Annotated in this window: 20 protein-coding genes; 5 read left to right on the top strand and 15 right to left on the bottom strand. The window is 52.9% G+C overall.

Features of this window, described 5'->3' with window-relative positions; translation table 11 throughout:
• The first annotated feature begins 45 nt into the window (after positions 1-45).
• Positions 46-3,231 carry a ribonuclease E gene (gene rne / locus HEN33_RS09660; RefSeq protein WP_176263416.1) on the top strand — a complete coding sequence of 1,062 codons (3,186 nt, stop codon included), beginning with the start codon at positions 46-48 and terminating at the stop codon, positions 3,229-3,231.
• A 194-nt stretch (positions 3,232-3,425) separates the two neighbouring features.
• On the opposite strand, the gene flgL is transcribed toward rne, so the two are convergent.
• The 11 genes from flgL to flgB all read right to left on the bottom strand — a co-directional run bounded on the left by flgL (position 3,426) and on the right by flgB (position 13,391).
• Complete coding sequence (gene flgL, locus HEN33_RS09665) at positions 3,426-4,379, bottom strand: flagellar hook-associated protein FlgL (protein WP_032183937.1); 954 nt, start codon at positions 4,377-4,379, stop codon at positions 3,426-3,428.
• An 11-nt stretch (positions 4,380-4,390) separates the two neighbouring features.
• Entirely contained in the window at positions 4,391-6,034 is a 1,644-nt protein-coding gene (gene flgK / locus HEN33_RS09670) for a flagellar hook-associated protein FlgK (protein ID WP_176263417.1), read from the bottom strand.
• Positions 6,035-6,099: 65 nt separating this feature from the next.
• A complete protein-coding gene (gene flgJ / locus HEN33_RS09675; RefSeq protein WP_176263418.1) occupies positions 6,100-7,041 on the bottom strand; it encodes a flagellar assembly peptidoglycan hydrolase FlgJ in 942 nt (313 codons plus the stop codon).
• The gene (flgI, locus tag HEN33_RS09680) at positions 7,041-8,138 is read right to left on the bottom strand and encodes a flagellar basal body P-ring protein FlgI (protein ID WP_000589300.1); all 1,098 of its coding nucleotides are present in this window, start codon (positions 8,136-8,138) and stop codon (positions 7,041-7,043) included. Before flgI ends, flgJ begins: the two co-directional genes overlap by 1 nt.
• Before the next feature lie 11 nt (positions 8,139-8,149).
• Positions 8,150-8,848, bottom strand: coding sequence for a flagellar basal body L-ring protein FlgH (gene flgH, locus HEN33_RS09685; protein ID WP_001295442.1), 699 nt, complete (start codon positions 8,846-8,848; stop codon positions 8,150-8,152).
• A 52-nt stretch (positions 8,849-8,900) separates the two neighbouring features.
• Positions 8,901-9,683 (bottom strand): flagellar basal-body rod protein FlgG, encoded by a 783-nt coding sequence (gene flgG / locus HEN33_RS09690; protein ID WP_000625837.1) that lies wholly within the window; start codon positions 9,681-9,683, stop codon positions 8,901-8,903.
• A gap of 171 nt (positions 9,684-9,854) precedes the next feature.
• Positions 9,855-10,610, bottom strand: a complete 756-nt coding sequence (gene flgF / locus HEN33_RS09695) for a flagellar basal-body rod protein FlgF (protein ID WP_032183933.1) — start codon at positions 10,608-10,610, stop codon at positions 9,855-9,857.
• Positions 10,611-10,629: 19 nt separating this feature from the next.
• Positions 10,630-11,835, bottom strand: coding sequence for a flagellar hook protein FlgE (gene flgE, locus HEN33_RS09700; protein WP_000885843.1), 1,206 nt, complete (start codon positions 11,833-11,835; stop codon positions 10,630-10,632).
• 24 nt (positions 11,836-11,859) lie between these two features.
• Positions 11,860-12,555: a flagellar hook assembly protein FlgD gene (flgD, locus tag HEN33_RS09705; protein WP_000020488.1), complete on the bottom strand. Its 696-nt coding sequence runs from the start codon at positions 12,553-12,555 to the stop codon at positions 11,860-11,862.
• Positions 12,556-12,566: 11 nt separating this feature from the next.
• Positions 12,567-12,971, bottom strand: coding sequence for a flagellar basal body rod protein FlgC (gene flgC, locus HEN33_RS09710; RefSeq protein WP_001196460.1), 405 nt, complete (start codon positions 12,969-12,971; stop codon positions 12,567-12,569).
• Positions 12,972-12,974: 3 nt separating this feature from the next.
• On the bottom strand, positions 12,975-13,391 hold the full coding sequence (gene flgB, locus HEN33_RS09715) for a flagellar basal body rod protein FlgB (protein ID WP_000884702.1): 417 nt from the start codon (positions 13,389-13,391) through the stop codon (positions 12,975-12,977).
• A 154-nt stretch (positions 13,392-13,545) separates the two neighbouring features.
• On the opposite strand from flgB, the gene flgA reads away from it, so the two are divergent.
• From flgA to flgN, 3 genes are all read left to right on the top strand, one after another.
• Positions 13,546-14,205, top strand: a complete 660-nt coding sequence (gene flgA, locus HEN33_RS09720) for a flagellar basal body P-ring formation chaperone FlgA (protein ID WP_176263419.1) — start codon at positions 13,546-13,548, stop codon at positions 14,203-14,205.
• Positions 14,206-14,280: 75 nt separating this feature from the next.
• Positions 14,281-14,574 (top strand): flagellar biosynthesis anti-sigma factor FlgM, encoded by a 294-nt coding sequence (flgM, locus tag HEN33_RS09725; RefSeq protein ID WP_000020882.1) that lies wholly within the window; start codon positions 14,281-14,283, stop codon positions 14,572-14,574.
• A 4-nt stretch (positions 14,575-14,578) separates the two neighbouring features.
• Positions 14,579-14,995: a flagella biosynthesis chaperone FlgN gene (gene flgN, locus HEN33_RS09730; RefSeq protein ID WP_176263420.1), complete on the top strand. Its 417-nt coding sequence runs from the start codon at positions 14,579-14,581 to the stop codon at positions 14,993-14,995.
• Positions 14,996-15,034: 39 nt separating this feature from the next.
• On the opposite strand, the gene murJ is transcribed toward flgN, so the two are convergent.
• From murJ to rimJ, 4 genes are all read right to left on the bottom strand, one after another.
• The gene (gene murJ / locus HEN33_RS09735) at positions 15,035-16,570 is read right to left on the bottom strand and encodes a murein biosynthesis integral membrane protein MurJ (RefSeq protein WP_176263421.1); all 1,536 of its coding nucleotides are present in this window, start codon (positions 16,568-16,570) and stop codon (positions 15,035-15,037) included.
• 109 nt (positions 16,571-16,679) lie between these two features.
• Entirely contained in the window at positions 16,680-17,603 is a 924-nt protein-coding gene (locus tag HEN33_RS09740) for a Gfo/Idh/MocA family oxidoreductase (RefSeq protein ID WP_176263422.1), read from the bottom strand.
• Position 17,604: 1 nt separating this feature from the next.
• On the bottom strand, positions 17,605-18,252 hold the full coding sequence (locus HEN33_RS09745; protein WP_000877119.1) for a YceH family protein: 648 nt from the start codon (positions 18,250-18,252) through the stop codon (positions 17,605-17,607).
• Between the two features lie 10 nt (positions 18,253-18,262).
• Complete coding sequence (rimJ, locus tag HEN33_RS09750; protein ID WP_000468190.1) at positions 18,263-18,847, bottom strand: ribosomal protein S5-alanine N-acetyltransferase; 585 nt, start codon at positions 18,845-18,847, stop codon at positions 18,263-18,265.
• A 235-nt stretch (positions 18,848-19,082) separates the two neighbouring features.
• On the opposite strand from rimJ, the gene mdtH reads away from it, so the two are divergent.
• On the top strand, positions 19,083-20,291 hold the full coding sequence (mdtH, locus tag HEN33_RS09755; RefSeq protein WP_000092207.1) for a multidrug efflux MFS transporter MdtH: 1,209 nt from the start codon (positions 19,083-19,085) through the stop codon (positions 20,289-20,291).
• Positions 20,292-20,337 lie beyond the last annotated feature (46 nt).

A 20,337-nucleotide genomic window follows, 5' to 3' on the forward strand; every position in this document is an offset into this window, starting at 1 on the left:
TGCCCGCAGCTTAGTCGTCAATGTAAGAATAATGAGTAAGTTACGATGAAAAGAATGTTAATCAACGCAACTCAGCAGGAAGAGTTGCGCGTTGCCCTTGTAGATGGGCAGCGTCTGTATGACCTGGATATTGAAAGTCCAGGGCACGAGCAGAAAAAGGCAAACATCTACAAAGGTAAAATCACCCGCATTGAACCGAGTCTGGAAGCTGCTTTTGTTGATTACGGCGCTGAACGTCACGGTTTCCTCCCACTAAAAGAAATTGCCCGCGAATATTTCCCTGCTAACTACAGTGCTCATGGCCGTCCCAACATTAAAGATGTGTTGCGTGAAGGTCAGGAAGTTATTGTTCAGATTGATAAAGAAGAGCGCGGTAACAAAGGCGCAGCACTGACCACCTTTATCAGCCTGGCAGGTAGCTATCTGGTTCTGATGCCGAACAACCCGCGCGCGGGTGGTATTTCTCGCCGTATTGAAGGCGACGACCGTACCGAATTAAAAGAAGCACTGGCAAGCCTTGAACTGCCGGAAGGCATGGGGCTTATCGTGCGCACCGCTGGCGTCGGCAAATCTGCAGAGGCGCTGCAATGGGATTTAAGCTTCCGCCTGAAACACTGGGAAGCTATTAAAAAAGCCGCTGAAAGCCGCCCTGCCCCGTTCCTGATCCATCAGGAGAGCAACGTCATCGTTCGCGCATTCCGCGATTACTTACGTCAGGACATCGGCGAAATCCTTATCGATAACCCGAAAGTGCTCGAACTGGCGCGTCAGCATATCGCTGCATTAGGTCGCCCGGATTTCAGCAGCAAAATCAAGCTGTACACTGGTGAAATTCCGCTGTTCAGCCACTACCAGATCGAGTCGCAGATCGAGTCCGCCTTCCAGCGTGAAGTCCGTCTGCCGTCTGGTGGTTCTATTGTTATCGACAGCACTGAAGCGTTAACTGCCATCGATATCAACTCCGCACGCGCAACCCGCGGCGGCGATATCGAAGAAACCGCGTTTAACACCAACCTCGAAGCTGCCGATGAGATTGCTCGTCAGCTGCGCCTGCGTGACCTCGGCGGCCTGATTGTTATCGACTTCATTGACATGACGCCAGTCCGCCACCAGCGTGCGGTAGAAAACCGTCTGCGTGAAGCGGTGCGTCAGGACCGTGCACGTATTCAAATCAGCCATATTTCTCGCTTTGGTCTGCTGGAAATGTCCCGTCAGCGGCTGAGTCCATCGCTGGGTGAATCCAGCCATCACGTCTGCCCGCGCTGCTCCGGTACCGGCACCGTGCGTGACAACGAATCCCTGTCGCTCTCTATTCTGCGTCTGATTGAAGAAGAAGCGCTGAAAGAGAACACTCAGGAAGTGCATGCCATTGTTCCTGTACCAATCGCTTCTTACCTGCTGAACGAAAAACGCTCTGCGGTAAATGCCATTGAAACTCGTCAGGACGGCGTGCGCTGTGTGATTGTGCCAAACGATCAGATGGAAACCCCACACTACCATGTGCTGCGCGTACGCAAAGGGGAAGAAACCCCAACGTTAAGCTACATGCTGCCGAAACTGCATGAAGAAGCGATGGCGCTGCCGTCTGAAGAAGAGTTCGCTGAACGTAAGCGTCCGGAACAACCTGCGCTGGCAACGTTTGCCATGCCGGATGTGCCGCCAGCGCCAACGCCAGCTGAACCTGCCGCGCCTGGCGTAGCCCCAGCACCTAAAGCTGCACCGGCAACACCAGCAGCTCCTGCACAACCTGGGCTGTTGAGCCGTTTCTTCGGCGCACTGAAAGCGCTGTTCAGCGGTGGTGAAGAAACCAAACCGACCGAGCAACCAGCACCGAAAGCAGAAGCGAAACCGGAACGTCAACAGGATCGTCGCAAGCCTCGTCAGAACAACCGCCGTGACCGTAATGAGCGCCGCGATACCCGTAGTGAACGTACTGAAGGCAGCGATAATCGCGAAGAAAACCGTCGTAATCGTCGCCAGGCACAGCAGCAGACTGCCGAGACGCGTGAGAGCCGTCAGCAGGCTGAGGTAACGGAAAAAGCGCGTACCACCGACGAGCAGCAAGCGCCGCGTCGTGAACGTAGCCGCCGCCGTAATGATGATAAACGTCAGGCGCAACAAGAAGCGAAAGCGCTGAATGTTGAAGAGCAATCTGTTCAGGAAACCGAACATGAAGAACGTGTACGTCCGGTTCAGCCGCGTCGTAAACAGCGCCAGCTGAATCAGAAAGTGCGTTACGAGCAAAGCGTAGCCGAAGAAACGGTAGCCGCACCAGTGGTTGAAGAAACTGCCGCTGCCGAAACCATCGTTCAGGAAGTGCCTGCTCCGCGTACAGAACTGGCGAAAGTCCCGCTGCCAGTCGTAGCGCAAACTGCGCCGGAACAGCAGGAAGAGAACAATGCTGATAACCGTGATAACGGTGGCATGCCGCGTCGCTCTCGCCGCTCGCCTCGTCACCTGCGCGTAAGTGGTCAGCGTCGTCGTCGCTATCGTGACGAGCGTTATCCGACCCAGTCGCCAATGCCGTTAACCGTAGCGTGCGCGTCTCCGGAACTGGCCTCTGGCAAAGTCTGGATCCGCTATCCGATTGTACGTCCGCAAGATGTACAGGTTGAAGAGCAGCGCGAACAGGAAGAAGTACAAGTGCAACCGATGGTGACTGAGGTCCCTGTCGCCGCCGCTGTCGAACCGGTTGTTAGCGCACCGATTGTTGAAGAAGTGGCTGAAGTCGTAGAAGCCCCCGTTCAGGTTACCGAACCGCAACCGGAAGTGGTTGAAACGACGCATCCTGAAGTGATTGCCGCCGCGGTAACTGAACAGCCGCAGGTGATTACCGAGTCTGATGTTGCCGTAGCCCAGGAAGTTGCAGAACACGCAGAACCGGTGGTTGAACCGCAGGAAGAGACGGCTGATATTGAAGAAGTTGCCGAAACTGCTGAGGTTGTGGTTGCTGAGCCTGAAGTTGTTGCTCAACCTGCCGCGCCAGTCGTCGCTGAAGTCGCAGCAGAAGTTGAAACGGTAGCTGCGGTTGAACCTGAGGTCACCGTTGAGCATAACCACGCTACCGCGCCAATGACGCGCGCTCCGGCACCGGAATATGTTCCGGAGGCACCGCGTCACAGTGACTGGCAGCGCCCTGCTTTTGCCTTCGAAGGTAAAGGTGCTGCAGGTGGTCATACGGCAACGCATCATGCATCTGCCGCGCCTGCGCGTCCGCAACCTGTTGAGTAATAATTAGCTCAAGTAATCAAGCCCTGGTAACTGCCAGGGCTTTTTTATTTCATCTTTAAATCAACATATTAAAATTCATCGAATGGCATCCTTGCTAACCAACAATACAAAATAGGCAAAAAAATGCCCGCCCCGGCGATCCCAGAGCGGGCAGACAAAACATACCCAGTTTCATGATATGTTTTAAAGCGAGCTTATTTGTTGAGCTGGAAGAGCGACAATCCCTGCATATCGGTAAATGCTTTATACGATGCCTGCAATGCCGTTTGCTGCATGATGTAAGATGAAATAGTTGCATTCCAGTCCACATCAACCAGATCGCTCATCTGCTGCGTTTGCCCTAAAGCGCGATCGCTACCTAATGAATCCAGCGACTCCAGTTCGTTCAGCTGCGTGCCTAATTCCGCTCGAACGGTCAGCACATTGTTCAGCGAGTTTTTCAGTCCGCGGTTGGTTTTATCCAGTGCCGCAGCGGCGGTTTCTTTATCCGCTTCGCTTTCCGCGACCGGCGTTTTCAGGGCTGCGATGGCGCTATCCAGCATGGCAAAAAGATTGGTTTCAGAAGCGCTACCGTCTGGTTCCGCTACCGCGTTGCTGGTAATACTGTCGAAAATTTTGTCACCCGTGTGCCCTATCACCATCGAACGCGAAGCATCGACCTGTTGTTTAATACTTTCTGCTCCGCCAACATATTCGCCGTCTGCCTCACTAAACGGCGCAGTTTCTGTTTTATAACCGGCAAAAATGTAGCGCCCGTTACCGTCAGTGGTGTTCGCCAGATTCAGCAACTGGTCACGAAGCCCCTGAATATCCGTAGCCAGCGAGGCCCGGTCATCGTCACTCAAGGTGCCATTGCTGGCGTAGACAATTTTTTCCTGAGCATTCTGGATAGCGGTGGTGACCTGGCTAAGTACACTCTCTTCCAGTGACACTTTTTGAGTGGCGAAAGTACGCGCCAGCGTGTACTGGCTGTTTTGCGCCTGTGCCTGGGAGAGAACAACAGCTTGTGATGCAGCAATGGGATCATCTGAAGGGTTAACGACTCGCTTACCCGTCGACATCTGTTCGCCGTACTTCATCCATTCTGCCTGAGAATTGGTGATGCCGCGCATGTTTTGCTGGTACATCATCTGGGTACTGAAACGCATTTTATCTCCCCTTAGCGAATGTTAATCAGCGCATCAAAAATCGCGTTTGCCGTCTGCAGAACCTGCGCATTGGCCAGATAATACTGCTGAAAACGTTGCAGATTTCCGTACTCCTCATCGAGATTGACACCGGAAATCGACTGCTGCTGATTGGAAAGCTGCGTCACCACATTACCTTGCGTGGTGCTACTGGTTTTCAACGTCGCGGTTTTATTTCCGATATCACTCACTAACGAGGCATAAGCGTCGTTAAAGGATTTCGCACCGCCCACCGTTTTACTGTTACTTTGCAGATCCAGCAGGGCCTGCCCGTTGCGGTTGTCGCTTTCGCCTGCATCTTCTTCGCTCGCCATGGCGATTTTCGCTTCGTCGGTAATTAATACATCCATGTTGACGATGGCGTCACTTACCGGTTTCAGCGTGAAGCTGTCGTTAGCGGCAGGCGTGCCTGTAAACGTCAACTCCAGACCATCAAATACAACTTTACCGTTGTTATCCGGCGTCACCGTAAAAGTGGTGTTGCTGGCAAGGCGGGTGACCTGCCACTGATTATTGTCGAACGAAATTTTGTAATCTGTCGCCAGTACCGCGGAGGCATCGGTTACCGTGGCACCGATCGCAACGCCACCATTGTTGTTAGTATTTTGCAGAACCACGGGCTTACCGATAGCAAAGAAATCCTCCCCTTCTTTACCATTGGCATCATACCCCTTGTTATGTTGGGCATTGAAAGCCTCGGCAAATGCCAGCGCCAGTTGTCCGAGCGTATTACGCGTCTGGTCGAGATCCTGAGAACGAAATATCAGAATACCGCCCAGTGACCCGGTATTCAGCAATTTCTCCGGGATCTCAATATTGCCTGCCGTCCCATCAACATAAGCGACAGTCGTACGAGAAGGGTCGGCGCTGGAAGGAACTGCCGCAAGTTGCCGCGCCGTACTTCCCTGAACCAGTGAGTAGCCATTGGCCATCGTGATGTTATAAGTGCCACCATCCTGAACGCTGACTTCTACGCCAACAATCTGGTTTAATTCGCTCACCAGTTGATCGCGTTGATCCAGCAGATTGTTAGGTGACGCCCCTGCCCCCACGCCTGTCAGGCGGGAGATCTGATCGTTCAGGCTGGCGATTTGTTTAGCGTAATTGTTGATCTGATCAACGCTGGCACCTATCGCGATATTGACCTGTTTGTCCTGATCGCGCAGATATTGATCGGTGGTTTTAAACTGATTCACCAACCCTTCTGATTTCCCAATCAGCGCCTGGCGCGCTGCCGGATCTTCCGCGTTACTCACCAGCGTTTGCAGGCTGGTGAAGAAATCCTGCATCTGTGTTGCCAGCGAAGAGGTACTGGTGGAGAGCATATTGTCGATTTTTGACATCTGCTCATAGCGGGCAGTCAGGCCGCTACTTTGCGTCTGCGCAGCACGTAACTGGTTGGTAATAAACGCATCATACTCACGCTGCACACCAGAAACGTAGACGCCATTGCCAACCCAGCCGCCAGCGCCCAACGTGCTATTGGCCTGCGCCATAATAGTGGTTTGGCGGGTATATCCGGCAACGTTATAGCTGGAGATATTATTACTTGCCGTATTTAACGCCGCCTGGGCCGCGTTCAGTCCGCTCATGGCGTTATTGATCAAGCTGGACATGGAGGTTCCTTATAAGCCTTCAATTACAGAGTATTATCGGCAGCGACCCGCCGGACTTGAGTTATTCAGAACAGATTATCAATGTTCATGCTGTAGGTTTTGCTCACCTTGTCGCTTATCGATTTCATCTGCTGAATCATGCTGGTGAGTTTGCGGGCATAGTGAGGATCGGTGGCATAGCCCGCGTCCTGTAGGGCCTGCGCCCCCTGCTCCGCACTCGCGGCGGTCGTCACGGCGGCGTAGCGCGGGTTACGCGTTAACAGCCCAACGTAATCCGACAATGCTTCCAGATACGAGCTGTAGACCCGAAACTTCGCTTTTACTTTCTTCGCTTCGCCATTTTCATATTCAGTCGTGGTGATTTCAGTGACTGGCCCTTTCCAGTTGCCAGAGGCTTTGACGCCAAACAGGTTATAGCTCGGCTCGCCGTTTTCACGGCGGATTTGCCGTTGTCCCCAGCCAGATTCCAGCGCCGCCTGAGCGAGGATCAAATGATGTGGCACACCGCTTTGCTGGCTTGCCAGTTGGGCGGGCAACGAGAGTTGCGCGAGGAATGCTTTACTGTCACCCGGCAGCGAATCATCGTAGTTACGTGGTACGGCCTTTTGCACCAGCTGCGAAAGCGTCTGATTTTGATAACGCACCACGGTTTCGAGCGGGAATTTCATCGGTGCTGCTGGCGTGGACTCCTCTGGCAATGATTGTTCTGGCGTCATCTGTTTAACCATCATCTCTGCCAGCCCCAGACCTTTGCCCGCCGTCATCTGTTGGGCAATCTGCTGGTCATACATACTGGTGTACAGGCGAGTGTGCTCGCTGCTGAACAGGCCATCTTTTGGTAAAGCGTCGCGCATGCTTTTCAACATCATCTGCACGAACATCCCTTCCACCTGGCGAGCCACCGGACGGATATTTGCCGCCGGATCTTCGCCCGCTTTCGCCTTTAGTTCGTTGAGTGATTGCGCATCCCAGGCCGCACTTGCCAGTAGTTTGCTGTCGCTGATCATCAAATGATTTCCAGTTTTGCCCGCAGACATCCCGCACTTTGCATTGATTGCAGTATGGACATCAGATCCATCGGCGTAGCGCCCAGCGCATTGAGCGCGCGCACCACGTTATTGAGGCTGGCGCTGGAACGTACGCTTTGCAGCGAACCGCCGCTCTGGCGTAAATCGATCTGCGTTTGTGGAGTAACCACAGTCTGTCCACCACCAAACGGTGTATCTGGCTGGCTGACATTGGCCTGACGATTGACTGTAACTGAGAGATTCCCCTGCGCTACCGCGCAGCTGTCGAGGGTCACTTCGCGATTCATCACCACCGAACCGGTACGCGAGTTAATCACTACTTTGGCGTCCTGCGGGGTGACATTAACCTGCATATTCTGGATATCGGCAAGGAAACGGACCTGGGAACTGTTGCCACTTGGTACGCGCACCTGAATAGTCCGCGCATCTAACGCGGTGGCGCTGCCATATCCACGCACGCGGTTGATGGTGTCAGCGATTTGCTGCGCCATGCTGAAATCTTCGTCGTTAAGTTGCAAATTAAGGGTATTCCCGACGCCAAACTGGCTGGGCAATTCACGTTCAATAACCGCACCATTGGTGATCCGTCCACCGTTCAGTTGGTTCACCTGAACACTGCTACCGCCAGCGGAGGCCCCTGCGCCGCCAACCAGAATATTGCCCTGCGCCAGCGCATACACCTGACTGTCAACGCCCTTAAGCGGTGTCATCAATAACGTACCGCCACGCAGACTTTTGGCATTTCCCATGGAAGAAACCACCACGTCAATGGTTTGCCCCTGACGTCCAAACGGTGGAAGTGACGCTGTCACCATTACCGCAGCGACGTTTTTTAGCTGCATATTAGTGCCCGTCGGAACGGTAATTCCCAGCTGTGAGAGCATGTTATTAAGCGTTTGTGTGGTAAACGGCGTCTGAGTTGTCTGGTCACCGGTGCCATCCAGCCCCACCACCAGGCCATAGCCAATCAGTGAGTTTTGCCTTACCCCCTGAACACTGGTGAGATCGCGAATACGCTCAGCCTGAGCTGCCGTGATAACCAGTAGAAGAATTAATGCAGAGAGAAATTTAATCACCACAGCCTCACTTACATTGGCGACAGGTTAAGGAAGAAACGCTGCAACCAGCCCATATTTTGCGCTTCGTTAATGTAGCCATTGCCTACGTATTCAATGCGCGCATCCGCCACCTGAGTAGACGGTACGGTATTACTGCCGCTGATGGTGCGAGGATTAACTACACCAGAGAAGCGAATAAATTCGGTACCCTGATTAATGGCGATCTGTTTTTCACCCACCACATGCAGGTTGCCGTTGACCAGTACCTGGTCAACCGTCACCGTCAACGTGCCGCTAAAGGTATTGCTGGCATTGGCCCCGCCTTTTCCGTTGAACGTGTTACCACCGGAGGCTTCGACATCGGCACGAGCGTTACCAAACAGCCCCTGCAAATAGCGCGGCACAGTATCAAAGCCAAAATTAGTTTTACCGTCACGGCTGGCATTCGCAGAGGAGCTTTTGCTGGCGCTGACGTTCTCCTGCAACACGATGGTCAGCGTATCGCCAATATTGCGTGGTCGACGATCTTCAAACAGCGGTTGATAGCCATAGTTAATCGGCTGAGCAGACTGGAAAATAGAACCGTTGGCGACGGGCGTCGGACCGGGAACCGGTTGTGCACTGGTCGCCCCCTGTACCAGCGGCGTGGAGGGTATCCAGGCGCAGCCGGTTAGTGAAAGCACCAACAAGCTGGAAATGGCATAAGTATGCGCAGCGTTTTTTTGCATGGCTATCATCTTCAAAAATCAGTAAACCGGTGAATCTGCCACCGGTTATGCCTTAGAGTTGCGTCAGTTTTTGCAGCATCTGATCGGTGGTGGATACCGCTTTACTGTTGATTTCGTAAGCGCGTTGCACCTGAATCATATTGACCAGTTCTTCCGCCACGTTGACGTTAGACGTTTCAACATACCCTTGATACAGCAGTCCCGCGCCGTTCAGGCCCGGCGTGCTTTCGTTCGGTGCACCGGAGGATTGCGTTTCGGTGTAGAGGTTTTCGCCAATACTCTCCAGTCCGGTATCATTCATAAAGGTGGTGAGATTGAGCTGCCCAACCTGAACCGGAGCTGCCTGGCCTTGTTGGGTTACGCTGACCACGCCATCACGACCGATGGTGATACTTAGCGCATTCGCCGGTATGGTGATCGCTGGCTGCACCTGAAAACCACCAGCCGTCACCAGCTGTCCGTTCTGATCCACCTGGAAAGAGCCGTCGCGGGTATAGGCTGATGAGCCATCTGGCAACATCACCTGGAAAAAGCCCTGCCCTTTAATCGCGACGTCTTTACTGTTGTTGGTCTGCGACAGGTTGCCCTGGCTGTGTAAGCGTTCAGTGGCGACCGGACGTACCCCCGTGCCGATTTGCAACCCGGATGGCAAGGTGGTTTGTTCGGAAGACTGTGCCCCCGGCTGGCGGATGGTTTGGTAAAGCAGATCTTCAAAAACGGCCCGCTGGCGCTTAAAACCGTTGGTACTGACGTTTGCCAGGTTGTTGGCAATGACGTCCATATTGGTTTGCTGGGCGTCAAGGCCCGTTTTGGCGATCCATAATGAACTGATCATAAAATGTCCTGTGGTGGATTAGTGACAAAGTGCATCTGTCTTCTTGCCGGATGCGGCGTAAACGCCTTATCCGGCCTACAAGAGCTCGCGAAATCAATAAATTGCGATTGCCCCCATAGACCCGATAAACTTGCGCATCGGGCAACTTATACTTGTCATGTATCCGTTCAATTAACTCATCGACAGCAGTTGGTTGGCACGGCCTGCGTTATCATCGACGCTGCTGATCACCTTCATCTGCATTTCAAAACGCCGCGCGCTGGCAATCATGTCGCTCATTGCCGCAACGGCATTGACGTTACTGCCTTCCAGAACCCCCGACATCACACGTAAGGTTGGATCTGCCTGCAGTACCGGCCCACGCGTAGCCTGGCTTTCTGCGCTTAAACGAAAAATGCCGTCGTCACCGCGCTGCACTTCGCTGCCCGTGGCTTTCACCAGCTTCAGACGCCCCACTGGCGCGACAGTATTTGCCGGATCGCCAGAATTCAGCGCCGAGATTGTGCCATCGGCAGCAACAGTGATTTCCGCCCCTTCCGGCACAGCAATTGGCCCCGCCTCGCCGATCACCGGATGCCCCTGAATTGTCAGTTGCCCGGTGGGATCAACCTGAATGCTGCCATTACGCGTATATCCTTCGCTGCCGTCAGCGGTCTGCACGGCCAGCCAGCCGTCCTGCTGCAACGCGACGTCCAGCGGGCGCGAGGTGTAATCCATCTTACCGGGCGTCATGTCAGCACCCGGTGTTGACGCCGTAACCAGCGTGCGCGTGGGTAGTGAAAGCCCTTCCACCGGTACTGCACGCAAGGCGTTTAACTGTGCGCGAAAACCGGGCGTAGAGGCATTGGCCAGATTACTGGCGGTCACCGCCTGTTGATTCAGCGTCTGGCTGGCTGCCCCCATCGCGGTATAAATTGCGTGATCCATTGAGCTATCCCGTCAGCGATTAGCGTAAGTTAACCAGCGTGTTGAGGATCTGGTCCTGAGTTTTGATGGTCTGGGCGTTAGACTGATAGTTACGCTGGGCAACGATCATATTGACCAGTTCTTTGCTGAGATCGACGTTGGACGCTTCCAGCGCACCGTTGGTCAGGGTGCCAAAGTTGCCCGTCCCGGCAGTCCCCAACAGCGCCACGCCAGAAGATTGCGTCGCAGACCAGACATTGTCACCTTCAGATGCCAAACCTTCGTTGTTGGCAAAGTTCGCCAGTACAATCTGCCCCAGCAGTTGGGTTTGTTCGTTGGAATAGTTGCCGACAACCGTACCGTCATCATTGATTTGATAACTCACCAGATCGCCCGGTTTATAGCCGTTCTGGGTGGTTGCCACAATGTTGTTAGCACCGGTATTTTGCTGCATGGAGTTGAGGAAGCTCAGGCTAAACGTGGCGGGATCTGCGCCGTTAATTGCGCCGGTGGTAATATCCTTTGTTGGATCTGAGGTCAGAACGCCATTGGCATTAAACACCAGCGTCGTTGCAGGGTTAGCTGTGCCTTTTGGATCACTGCTATCCAGGGTGTAAACATCCCAGTTATTATCCCCGGTCTTCACAAAATAAACGCTCATATCATGAGCATTACCCTGACTATCGAAAACAGTCACCGAACCTTTTTTGTTATAGCTATCCGCATTGCTGGCATCAAATGCTTTAACAGAGGGAAGCGGATCACTGGAATTCAGGTTGATCTGCATCGATGCCGTGGTGGTAGTTTTCGCTGCCATCAGGGTATTCGGGATCGAAATATTGGTCGGATTCGCCCCTTGCTGAATAGTCGGCGGCGTACCGGTTGCCGGGTAACCTGTCAGCTGTAAACCTTGCATATTCACCAGGTTACGATTTTCATCAAGCTTAAATTGTCCATTACGGCTGTAAAAAACCGAACCATTGCTGTCTACCAGACGGAAAAAACCATTCTGGCTTATAGCAACGTCCAGACCTCGCCCAGTGTTGGTGGTCGTGCCATCGGTAAAGTCCTGAGTGATACCGGCAACTTTTACCCCCAGTCCCACTTTCGAACCGGCAAACATATCGGCAAAAGAGGCCGTGCCTGATTTAAAGCCGTAGGTGGCGGAGTTGGCGATATTGTTGCCAATAACATCGAGGTTGGTGGCGGCAGCGTTTAATCCGCTAACCGCTTGAGAAAAGGCCATGACTGACTCCTGAAATGTGAAGGCTTAAATTATCTGCCGTACTTCGTCGAGGGTGGTGGTGCCGTAAGTGCCGAGATCCAGCGTATTACCGTTGTTGCCGCGGATCACACCCTGCACCAGAGCAAACTGCAGCGGCTGGGCAACCAGTTGTGTACCACCGCTACTGGCGCTAATCGCTACATTGTAAGAACCGTTCGGCGCAGTGCTGCCGTCAGTCAACGTACCGTCCCAGGTGAAACTGTGGACTCCGGCAGTCAGTTCACCGATATCAATGGTACGGACAACCGCACCGTTTTTATCGGTGATGGTGGCCGTAACTTTGTCTGCCGCCTGTTGCAGCTCAACACCAAACGGCGTGGTCGTGGTCACAGCCCCTTCTTCACTGCCAGTTCCCGCAAGAACAGTGGTACCGGGGATCATCACACCGTGACCGATCAGGTTACTGGCCTGTAGCGACTGGCTGTTATCAATCTGTCCGGAAATAGATCCGAGCGTGGTATTGAGTTTTTCAATCCCGCTGACCGTGCTGATTTGTGCCAATTGCGACGTCAGCTCGTTGTTTTCCATTGGATTGGTCGGGTCCTGGTTTTTCAGCTGCGCCACCAGCAAAGTCAGAAAACTGCTTTGTAAATCTGCGGCGTTGCTACCCGTGAGTGAGCTACTGCTGGTGGTGCTGACGCCGGTATTTGTCGGATCGGTGGTGGTTACCGCAATGGACATAGATTTCTCCTTTATTGACCAAGCGTAAGGGTTTTCAGCATCATGCTTTTCACCGTGTTGAGCACTTCAACATTGGCCTGATAGCTGCGTGATGCTGACATGGTGTTAACCATCTCGCCGACAACATCAACGTTTGGCATTTTCACGTAGCCCTTTGCATCCGCCAGCGGATTACCCGGTTCATAAACCAGTTTGTCCGGAGCCTGACTTTCTATAACATCGGCAACCTTTACGCCGCCTGTCGCAGCGCCTGGCGCAGCGTTCACCTGAAATACCACCTGTTTTGCCCGATATGGCTGTCCATCGGGACCGGTCACGCTATCAGCATTCGCCAGATTACTGGCCGCCACGTTCAGGCGCTGGGACTGAGCAGTTAACGCCGACCCGGCGATATCAAAAATATTCAGCAATGCCATCCGTTAATTTCCGCTCTGTAAAACGTTCATCATGCCTTTGATTTGCCCGCTCAACGCGCTAAGGCTCATCTGGTATTGCAGGCTGTTATCGGCAAACTGGGTGCGTTCGCGATCCATATCGACGGTATTACCATCCAGCGAGGGCTGGTCCGGAATACGGTATTGCAGTTCTGCGGTAGGAGGCGTCAGCGCCTGCGCCGGAATGTGTTGCGTTGAGGTCATCGTCAGTGCAACCACGCTTGTTGCATCCCGTCCACGTTGCATGACTTTTTTAAGTTCACTGGCAAAATCGATATCGCGAGCCTGATAACCAGGGGTATCGGCATTGGCGATGTTTGCTGCCAGCACTTCCTGACGCTGGGCGCGCAGATTGAGCGCCTCTTGTTGAAAACGTAAGGCGGCGTCGAGCTTATCGAGCATATCTCCTCCGCAAGTATCAAAATTCTGCCATCAGCTTAAATGCCTTTACGCGCGCGTTATCGGCGGAATAAACGCAAAATGGGTCGCTATTTATGCCGTTGATGGTCATTGCGTACAGGTACAATTCACGTTGTAGAAATGGCTGGGAGCGAAAATGCTGACAATAAAACGTAGCGTGGCGATCATTGCGATACTGTTCAGTCCGTTAAGTACGGCGAGCAATCTCACATCGCAGTTACAAACCTTTTTTAGCGCCCAGCTCGCGGGAGTAAGTGATGAGGTTCGTGTTTCTATTCGTACATCGCCCCATCTACTTCCGCCGTGCGAGCAACCACTGCTTTCGATAAGCAATAATTCCCGCCTGTGGGGAAATGTGAATGTGCTGGCACGCTGCGGTAACGACAAACGATATTTGCAAGTCAATGTACAGGCCACAGGAAATTATGTGGTTGCCGCGATGCCCATTGTGCGGGGAGGAAAACTGGAAGCTGGCAATGTCAAACTGAAACGCGGCAGGCTGGATACCTTGCCACCGCGTACGGTGCTGGATATCAATCAACTTATTGATGCCGTTAGCCTGCGCGATCTATCACCCGATCAACCTATCCAGTTAACCCAGTTTCGCCAGGCATGGCGGGTAAAAGCGGGACAACGCGTCAACGTGATCGCCAACGGTGATGGATTTAGCACCAACGCTGAAGGTCAGGCGTTGAACAATGCTGCCGTCGCACAGAATGCACGGGTGCGGATGGTATCGGGGCAAGTGATCAGTGGCGTTGTCGATGCAGATGGGAATATTCTTATAAACCTGTAACCTGTTAAAGATTACCCGACCCATGCCGATAAATAAGCAACACATGATAAAAGCGCCCTCAATGAGGAATAAACCATGAGTATTGACCGCACTTCACCTCTGAAGCCCGTAAGCACCGTTCAACCGCGTGAAACCACTGACGCGCCGGTAACGAATACCCGGGCGGCAAAAACAACCGCCGCCACCAGCACCAGTGTGACGTTAAGCGACGCGCAAGCAAAACTAATGCAACCCGGCAGCAGTGATATCAATCTTGAACGTGTCGAAGCGTTAAAACTGGCGATTCGTAACGGTGAACTAAAAATGGACACCGGCAAAATTGCCGATGCGCTAATCAACGAAGCGCAGCAAGACTTGCAGAGTAACTGATCGTATGACGCGTCTTGCAGAGATCCTCGACCAGATGTCCGCAGTGCTTAACGATCTCAAAACGCTAATGGATCAAGAGCAGCAACATCTCTCAATGGGGCAGATCAACGGCAGCCAGTTGCAATGGATTACAGAACAAAAAAGCTCACTGCTGGCGACGTTGGATTACCTCGAACAGTTACGCAGAAAAGAACCCAATGCAGAAAATAGCGTTGATATTAGTCAACGTTGGCAGGAAATTACGGTGCAAACTCAGCAACTACGTCAAATGAATCAACATAATGGCTGGTTACTGGAAGGACAGATTGAGCGCAATCAACAGGCGCTGGAAATGTTAAAACCGCATCAGGAACCGACGCTGTACGGGGCGAACGGTCAGACATCAATACCCCATCGCGGCAGTAAAAAGATTTCGATCTGAAGATTATCTCCGGCCTGCAGTGCAGGCCGGAATGCATTGTTATATCGTCCGACGGGCAAACTCTTTAACTTTGAAGCCCAACACCGCCAGTGCAGCGAAGTACGCGGCAATTCCCGCCAGCACGACCGCCATTAAACGCAGTAAACGCCAGGGCATAGTACCCAGTGACCACTCAGGCATGATATGTAACATACCTAAAAGCACGCCAGACATCACCAGTACCGCCACCACCAGACGCAACAGAAACGGCATCCAGCCGGGTTGCGGGGTAAAGATTTTCTGCTTACGCAACTGCCAGTAAAGCAGAGAAGCATTCAGACACGCCGCCAGACCAATAGAAAGGGACAGCCCGGCATGTTTCAACGGGCCGATAAACGCCAGGTTCATCAATTGCGTTAAAATCAGCGTAACGATGGCAATTTTCACTGGCGTTTTAATGTCCTGGCGGGAATAAAAGCCAGGAGCCAACACTTTCACGACAATCAGGCCAATCAAACCCACCGAGTAGGCAATTAACGCCCGCTGGGTCATCAGCGCATCAAAGGCGGTAAATTTACCGTACTGGAACAGCGAAACGGTTAACGGACCTGAAAGAATGCCCAACGCAACCGCACTCGGCAGCGCCAACAGGAAACAAAGACGCAGCCCCCAGTCCATCAAACGGTTGTATTCATCATGATTGCCACTGGCAAAACTTTTCGACAGCGACGGCAGCAAAATGGTGCCAAGCGCCACGCCCAGTACACCGGACGGAAACTCCATTAGGCGGTCGGCGTAATACATCCACGACACCGAACCGGAAGCAAGAAACGAGGCAAAAATGGTGTTGATGATTAAGGAGATCTGGCTCACAGAGACGCCAAGGATCGCTGGTCCCATCTGTTTCACCACGCGCATTGCCCCGGCATCGTGGAAGTTAATGCGTGGCAAAACCAGCATGCCGATCTTCTTCAAATGCGGTAGCTGATACACCAGCTGTAGGATGCCGCCGACCGTAACAGCCCATGCCAGCGCCAGCACCGGAGGATTAAAGTACGGTGCGGCAAACAGCGCGAAGCCAATCATGCTGATGTTAAGCAGCGTTGGAGCAAATGCCGGAATCGAGAAGCGGTTCCAGGTATTCAGAATCGCACCCACCAGCGACGCCAGGGAAATCAGCAAGATATAAGGAAAGGTAATCTGTAATAACTGGGTAGTCAGGGCAAATTTGTCGGCCGTGTCAGCAAAACCCGGCGCGGTCACCATGATCACCCACGGCGCGGCGAGCATCCCGGCGACCGTCACAACCGCCAGCGCGAGTGTCAGCAGGCCAGAAACATACGAGACAAAGACCCGCGTGGCGTCTTCACCCTGCTTGCTTTTATATTCCGCCAGAATCGGTACAAATGCCTGGGAAAATGCCCCTTCGGCAAAAATACGGCGCAACAAGTTAGGAAGTTTAAAAGCGACGAAAAAGGCGTCGGTTGCCATCCCTGCGCCAAAGATTCTGGCGACAATTGCGTCACGTGCGAAGCCAAGCACACGCGAAAACATGGTCATCGAGCTGACGGCGGCCAGCGATTTTAATAAATTCATCGGTGTTCTAATCCAGACCCACGGGCAAAACGCCTGCAAGGCAGGCGCTGAAAGAGGCGAATAGTCTACCTGGATTATGGTGAATTGCTACCGCCAGATGTTACAGGGTTTATTCACTCATCGCATCGCGCCAGATCTTGTCAACGATACGTTGCGCCAGCACGGCCTGTTCGCCGGCGGTTTGCGGAACTGTCTGATTTTGCACGCATTCAATGAAGTGCCGCGCACAGCCGACAAATCCACGTTGCTCAAGAGTACTCTGCCAACCAGGAATCGGTTTATGCACTACGCCCTGACCACGCTCCTCACGCCATTCGCGCATATCCGTAATGTCGATGAGCGCACCGTCAGTCACGGCCTGCACGGTTTCACGCTGACTTCCGGCACGGCGATGCATACAGGTGGTGATCTGCAAAGGACCGGCCGAAAAATGGTGCTCGGCAAACAGCATTTCGCCAGCGTCATTAGTCAGTAGCGTACCGCCATCCAGAGAGGCTTTACCGCCCGACAACCACAGCGCGGTATCCACCACATGCAGATAATCATCCAGCAACGTGAAATAAAGATCGTGTGGCCCGACGCTATTACTACGATGTTTATCCATTCTTAGCGAGGCTGCGGTGGCGAGTTGCGTTTTTAACTCACCGTAGAGTGGTGCGAAACGACGGTTAAAACCGACCATCAACGTCAGTTTTTTCCGCGCCGCCAGTTCCACCAGCCGTTCAGCATCGCGCAGATTTTCTGCCAGCGGTTTATCGACACAGACATGTACCCCCGCATTGAGTAACGTACTGACCACGTCAAAGTGGCTGGCGGTGCTGGAATGCACAAAAACTGCATCGCAACTGGCGGCAAAGCTGGATAACGAATCGGCATAAGGAATGCGCCAGCTGTCACAAATTGGCAAGGCTTTCGCGCGCGTAGGCGACCACGCACCTTGTAACGTCCAGTCAGACGCTGCCGCCAGCACCGGTAACCACGCCTTTTGCGCGATGCCGCCTAACCCCACTACGCCGATACGTAATTTTTTCACTTTAATCTCCCAGATGGGCCAGCAACGAATCAAGACGCTGTTTCAGTTCTGCCACTTCGATTTCCAGAGCTTCGACGCGGGCCTGTAAATCACCGTCAACCGCGTTCGACGTATCCGTTACCGCCGGCTGATCTTCAACCTCACCACTGAAAAGATGCATGTAGCGGCTTTCGCGTTTACCCGGTTCGCGGGCCAGACGCACCACAAAAGGACCATCTTCGCGATTCGCCAGTTGTTCCAGCGTCGACTCCACTTCCGCCATATCGCTGAACTCATACATTCGCGCGGCGCGGCTGCGCAGTTCACCCGGCGTCTGGGCACCACGCAATAACAACGTGGTGATTAACGCCACTTCTGCGGCGCTCAGTTTCAGATCGCCAAATTCTGAATTACAAAAACGTTGCTCATATTTGGTGACCCGATTACCAAAACCGCTCACCGTGCGTAGATAATGACGTTTGACCAGATTATCCAGCTGTTCCTGCACTTCAGATTCACTCAGATTCATGACCGGTTCACGGTTCGTTTTCTGATTACAGGCCGTTACTACACCATTTACTGAAAGCGGGTATTGCTCCGGCGTGGTCACCTGCTTTTCCAGCAAGCAGCCAATCACGCGGGCTTCCAGGGCAGTAAGTTGATATTTCATCAGATTCTCCTTAGCGGCCAGGCGTCCAGTCTGGGGTGGTTAATGCCGTCAGAACATGATCGCGCCATTGTCCATCAATCAACAGATAGTTTTTCGCATAGCCTTCTTTTTCAAAACCCAATCGCGCCAGTAAATCACCGCTGCGTTTATTGTGCGGCATATAGTTGGCCATAATGCGATGAATATGTTGGGTGCGCTGCATATAACGAATGGCTGCGGTCAGGGCTTCAAACATGAGTCCTTTGCCCTGCCATTTTTGCCCAATCGAATAACCGAGATAGCAGGCATGAAAAGAGCCGCGAACAACATTGGAAAAATTGGCAACGCCAATAATCTCTTTTTCGTCCGGGTCGAATAAGCCAAAGTAGAAAGCTGAACCTTGTTTATGAAATTCGTTAATCATCCCTAGCCTGGCCTGCCAGCCTGATGGATAACAGTGGCTTTCGTCGCGCACTGGCTCCCAGGGCTTGAGGAAATGGCGATTCTCTGCGTAATAATCCGCAAGACGCCAGGCATCACGATCATGCACCAGACGCACGACCAGTCGGTCAGTGGTTAAGCGCACTTTTGGCACGTTACTGCGATAGCCAAACATTCTATACCTACTCCTTCCCGTAACGTCTTTAATACGCTGTAAGTATTACTATACCTGCGCAACCAGACCCTGTGAAAAGTCCAGAATGCCGTTTTCTGCATTATTCACATATTTGATAAAAACTCTCTATCAAAGCGACGTTTTGATAAAAAAATATTGTCCCCGAAGTGATGGGAAAAGTCTTAGCGGCAATGCAGAATAGAAAGTGCTCATCTTTTATTTCCCGGGAGGGGAAATGTCCCGCGTGTCGCAGGCGAGGAACCTGGGTAAATATTTCCTGCTCATCGATAATATGCTGGTCGTGCTGGGGTTCTTTGTTGTCTTCCCGCTGATCTCTATCCGCTTCGTTGATCAAATGGGCTGGGCCGCCGTCATGGTCGGTATTGCCCTTGGTCTACGTCAGTTTATTCAGCAAGGTCTGGGGATTTTCGGCGGCGCAATTGCCGACCGCTTTGGTGCCAAACCGATGATTGTCACCGGTATGCTGATGCGTGCCGCCGGATTCGCCACAATGGGTATCGCCCACGAACCGTGGCTACTGTGGTTTTCATGCCTGCTTTCGGGACTCGGCGGCACGTTGTTTGATCCTCCGCGTTCGGCGCTGGTGGTGAAACTAATCCGTCCACAACAGCGTGGTCGTTTTTTCTCGCTGTTAATGATGCAGGACAGTGCCGGTGCGGTCATTGGCGCATTGTTGGGGAGCTGGCTGTTGCAATACGACTTTCGCCTGGTCTGCGCCACAGGGGCAGTTTTGTTTGTGCTGTGTGCAGCGTTCAATGCGTGGTTGTTACCGGCATGGAAACTCTCCACCGTACGCACGCCCGTTCGCGAAGGCATGACCCGCGTGATGCGCGACAAGCGTTTTGTCACCTATGTCCTGACGCTGGCGGGTTACTACATGCTGGCTGTACAAGTGATGCTGATGCTGCCAATTATGGTCAACGACGTCGCGGGCGCGCCGTCTGCCGTTAAATGGATGTATGCCATTGAGGCGTGTCTGTCGTTAACGTTGCTCTACCCTATCGCCCGCTGGAGTGAAAAACATTTTCGTCTGGAACACCGATTGATGGCTGGGCTATTAATAATGTCATTAAGCATGATGCCAGTGGGTATGGTCAGCGGCCTGCAACAACTTTTCACTCTGATTTGTCTGTTTTATATCGGGTCGATCATTGCTGAGCCTGCGCGTGAAACCTTAAGTGCTTCGCTGGCAGATGCAAGAGCACGCGGCAGCTATATGGGGTTTAGCCGTCTGGGTCTGGCGATTGGCGGCGCGATTGGTTATATCGGTGGTGGCTGGCTATTTGACTTGGGTAAATCAGCGCACCAACCAGAGCTTCCGTGGATGATGCTGGGCATTATTGGCATCTTCACTTTCCTTGCGCTGGGTTGGCAGTTTAGCCAGAAACGCACCGCGCGTCGTTTGCTGGAACGCGACGCCTGATTTGATACTCCCCCCTGACTCCTCCATACTGAAAGTGAACTGACAG

The organism is Escherichia sp. 94.0001 (assembly GCF_013369155.2).
In the GTDB taxonomy this organism is placed as follows: Bacteria; Pseudomonadota; Gammaproteobacteria; order Enterobacterales; family Enterobacteriaceae; genus Escherichia; species Escherichia coli_F.